A 3,296-nucleotide genomic window follows, 5' to 3' on the forward strand; every position below is an offset into this window, starting at 1 on the left:
CGATCATTGTGCCTTATCTCTATTCCGAGCTCAGGGAGAAGCCGCGATGAGCGCCGTTGCCTCACCGACCCGCCCGGCCACCGGCGGCATCAGCGCCAGGACGATCAACCGCATCGTCATCTACGGGCTGCTCGCGCTCTTCGCGATCTTCTACCTGATGCCGCTCTTCGTCATGCTTGTCACCTCGTTCAAGACCATGGACGAGATTCAGAACGGCAACATGCTGGCACTGCCGCAAGCGCCGACGTTCGACCCGTGGTGGAAAGCCTGGGGCGAGGCCTGCGTCGGTCTCACCTGCACCGGCATCAAGGGCTACTTCTGGAACTCCATCAAGATGGTGGTTCCGGCGGTGCTGATCTCGACGCTGCTCGGCGCCCTCAACGGCTACGTGCTGACCAAATGGCGCTTCCGCGGCCACACGCTGGTCTTCGCGATGATGCTGTTCGCCTGCTTCATCCCGTTCCAGTCGGTGCTGCTGCCGATGGCGACGATCCTCGGCAGCATCGGCCGCTTCGGCGTCACATTGCAGAACGCGACCGGGTTCAATTTCGGCCTCGGCAATTCGACGGTGAACCTGGTCTTCGTCCATGTCGTCTACGGCCTCGGCTTCACCACGCTGTTCTTCCGCAATTACTACGAGGCCTTTCCGACCGAACTGATCAAGGCGGCGCAGGTCGACGGCGCCTCCTTCTTCCAGATCTTCCGCCGCATCATGCTGCCGAACTCGATGCCGATCTTCGTCGTCACCGTGATCTACCAGTTCACCAACATCTGGAACGACTTCCTGTTCGCTTCCGCCTATGCCGGCACCGGCGACGTCATGCCGATGACGGTGGCGCTGAACAATGTCGTCAACACCTCGACCGGCGTGGTCGAGTACAACGTCAACATGGCGGCGGCGATGATCGCCGCCCTTCCCACCCTTCTCGTCTATGTCGTCGCCGGCCGCTATTTCGTGCGCGGGCTGATGGCCGGTGCGGTCAAAGGATAATCTGATGGCTTTTCTTGAAATTGATGGGCTGAAGAAGCGCTTCGGGAATGTCGAGATCCTGAAGGGCATCAATGTCGAGTTGGAGAAGGGCGGCTTCCTTGTGCTGGTCGGCCCGTCCGGCTGCGGCAAGTCCACGCTGCTCAACACCATCGCCGGGCTGGAGAACATCACCGAGGGCGAGATCCGCGTCGATGGACGCGCTATCAACGATCTCCATCCGTCCAAGCGCGACATCGCCATGGTGTTCCAGAGCTACGCGCTCTATCCGAACATGACGGTCGCCGGGAACATCTCATTCGGCATGGAGATGCGCGGCGTGCCGGCCGAAGAGCGCCAGAAGGCAATCGACAAGGTGGCCAAGGTGCTGCAGATCGGCCACCTCCTGCAGCGCAAGCCAAGCCAGCTCTCCGGCGGCCAGCGCCAGCGCGTCGCCATGGGCCGGGCGCTGGTGCGCGACCCGAAACTGTTCCTGTTCGACGAGCCGCTCTCCAACCTCGACGCCAAGCTGCGCGTCGACATGCGTATCGAGATCAAGCGCCTGCACGCCAACACCGGGACGACGATCGTCTACGTCACCCATGACCAGATCGAGGCGATGACGCTGGCCACCAAGATCGCCGTGATGCGCGACGGCGAGGTGCAGCAGTTCGGCACGCCGGCCGAAATCTACAACAACCCGACCAACATCTTCGTCGCCGATTTCATGGGCTCGCCGGCGATGAACCTGGTGCCGGCGACGATCGGCGGCAATGGCAGTGGGTTGTCCGTGGTGCTGCAGCGCGACGGGCGCGAGCCGATCTCGCTGCCGCTCGGCAACGCGCCGACGGGCCTTTCGGCCTTCCAGGGCAAGCCAGTCATCTTCGGCGTCCGCCCGGAGTCGCTGACCGATCCGGAAGGCGCCGAACGCAATGCCTCCAACATCGCCACAGCGGACTGCCATATCGAGGTGATCGAGCCGGCCGGCTCCGACACCTTCGCCGTCACCAATCTCGGCGGCAAGGCGGTGGTGGCACGGTTGCGCGCCGATGCCAAGATCCAGCCTGGCACCGTGACGCCGCTCGCCTTCAACCTGACCAAGGCTGTGTTCTTCGACCCGGCGACCGAGAAGCGCATTCTCTGATGCATGTCGCCCAAAAGTGGCTCCGGTTTTGGGCCAACGACATGCATCCAAACGAAGATTTTTAGGCCATGGCAAACCCGGATATCGTCATCATCGGCTCCGGCATCGGCGGCGCCACGATCGCCTCCGGTCTGGCTGGCAGTGGCGCCTCGATCCTGATCCTGGAGCGCGGCGAACCTCTGCCTGCGACGCCCGAGACGCGCGACACCCGCGCCATTTTCGTCAAAGGCCACTACCGGCCGAAGGAGATGTGGCGCGAAGCGGGCGGCGCCGCCTTCAACCCAGGCAACTACTACTATGTTGGCGGCAATTCGAAATTCTATGGCGCGGTGCTGATCCGCTACCGCAAGGAGGACTTTTCCGCCATGGAGCATTTCGGCGGCGTCTCGCCGGCATGGCCCTTCTCCTATGACGAGTTCGAACCGTGGTATTCGGAGGCCGAGCAGCTCTTTCGCGTGCGTGGGACGCTGGGTGAAGACCCGACCGAGCCGTTCCATTCGATCCCCTATGCCTTCAAGCCGGTCGCCGACGAGGCGCCGATCGCGCGCGCCCGTGCCGAGTTGAAGGGACTCGGCCTGCATCCGGCGTCGCTGCCGCTCGGCGTCGACATCGACGCCTGGCTGAAGGACGGCAGGACGGGGTGGGACGCCTTCCCCAACACCGGCCAGGGCAAGGTCGATGCCCAGACCGGACCGCTGGCGGCGGCCCTTGCGGACCAGAACATCCGTCTCGAGACCGGCGCCCATGTCGACTATCTGGAGGCAGCGCCGGACGGCAAGTCGATCGCCACCATCCACTACACCCAGAGCGGCTCGCAAAAGAAGCTGTCGCCGAAGCTGGTCATTCTTTCGGCCGGAGCGGTCAATTCCGCCGTCATTCTGCTGCGCTCGCCCTCCGCGAAGGGCAAGGGCCTTGCCAACAGTTCCGACCAGGTCGGCCGCAACTTCATGAACCACAATTCGAGCGCCATGCTGGCGATCGATCCGCGCCGCCGTAATGACGCCGTCTACCAGAAGACTCTGATGCTCAACGACTACTACCTGTCGGACGGCAGGGGTGGCAAACCGCTCGGCAACGTGCAGCTGCTCGGCAAGATCGACGGCAACATGCTGAGGGCCAATGTGAAGACGGTGCCGAAATTCGCGCTCGACTTCATGGCCGGCCATGCCGTCGACTGGTACCTGA

General features: G+C 63.3%; 3 protein-coding genes. All 3 read left to right on the forward strand.

Annotated elements, in window-relative coordinates:
* Positions 1 to 46: 46 nt before the first annotated feature.
* A complete protein-coding gene (locus EN742_RS29000; protein ID WP_127404959.1) occupies positions 47 to 991 on the forward strand; it encodes a carbohydrate ABC transporter permease in 945 nt (314 codons plus the stop codon).
* A 4-nt stretch (positions 992 to 995) separates the two neighbouring features.
* The gene (locus EN742_RS29005; protein WP_127404960.1) at positions 996 to 2,111 is read left to right on the forward strand and encodes an ABC transporter ATP-binding protein; all 1,116 of its coding nucleotides are present in this window, start codon (positions 996 to 998) and stop codon (positions 2,109 to 2,111) included.
* Positions 2,112 to 2,179: 68 nt separating this feature from the next.
* Positions 2,180 to 3,296: GMC family oxidoreductase (locus EN742_RS29010; protein ID WP_148670334.1), on the forward strand; the 1,117-nt coding region annotated here is incomplete at its 3' end.

The sequence above is a fragment of the Mesorhizobium sp. M4A.F.Ca.ET.020.02.1.1 genome, assembly GCF_004022645.1.
In the GTDB taxonomy this organism is placed as follows: Bacteria; Pseudomonadota; Alphaproteobacteria; order Rhizobiales; family Rhizobiaceae; genus Mesorhizobium.

What these genes read in the sequence shown, in the direction of transcription:
- EN742_RS29000 (WP_127404959.1), top strand. Translation starts at nt 47, where the DNA reads ATGAGCGCCGTTGCCTCACCGACCCGCCCGGCCACCGGCGGCATCAGC.
- EN742_RS29005 (WP_127404960.1), top strand. Translation starts at nt 996, where the DNA reads ATGGCTTTTCTTGAAATTGATGGGCTGAAGAAGCGCTTCGGGAATGTC.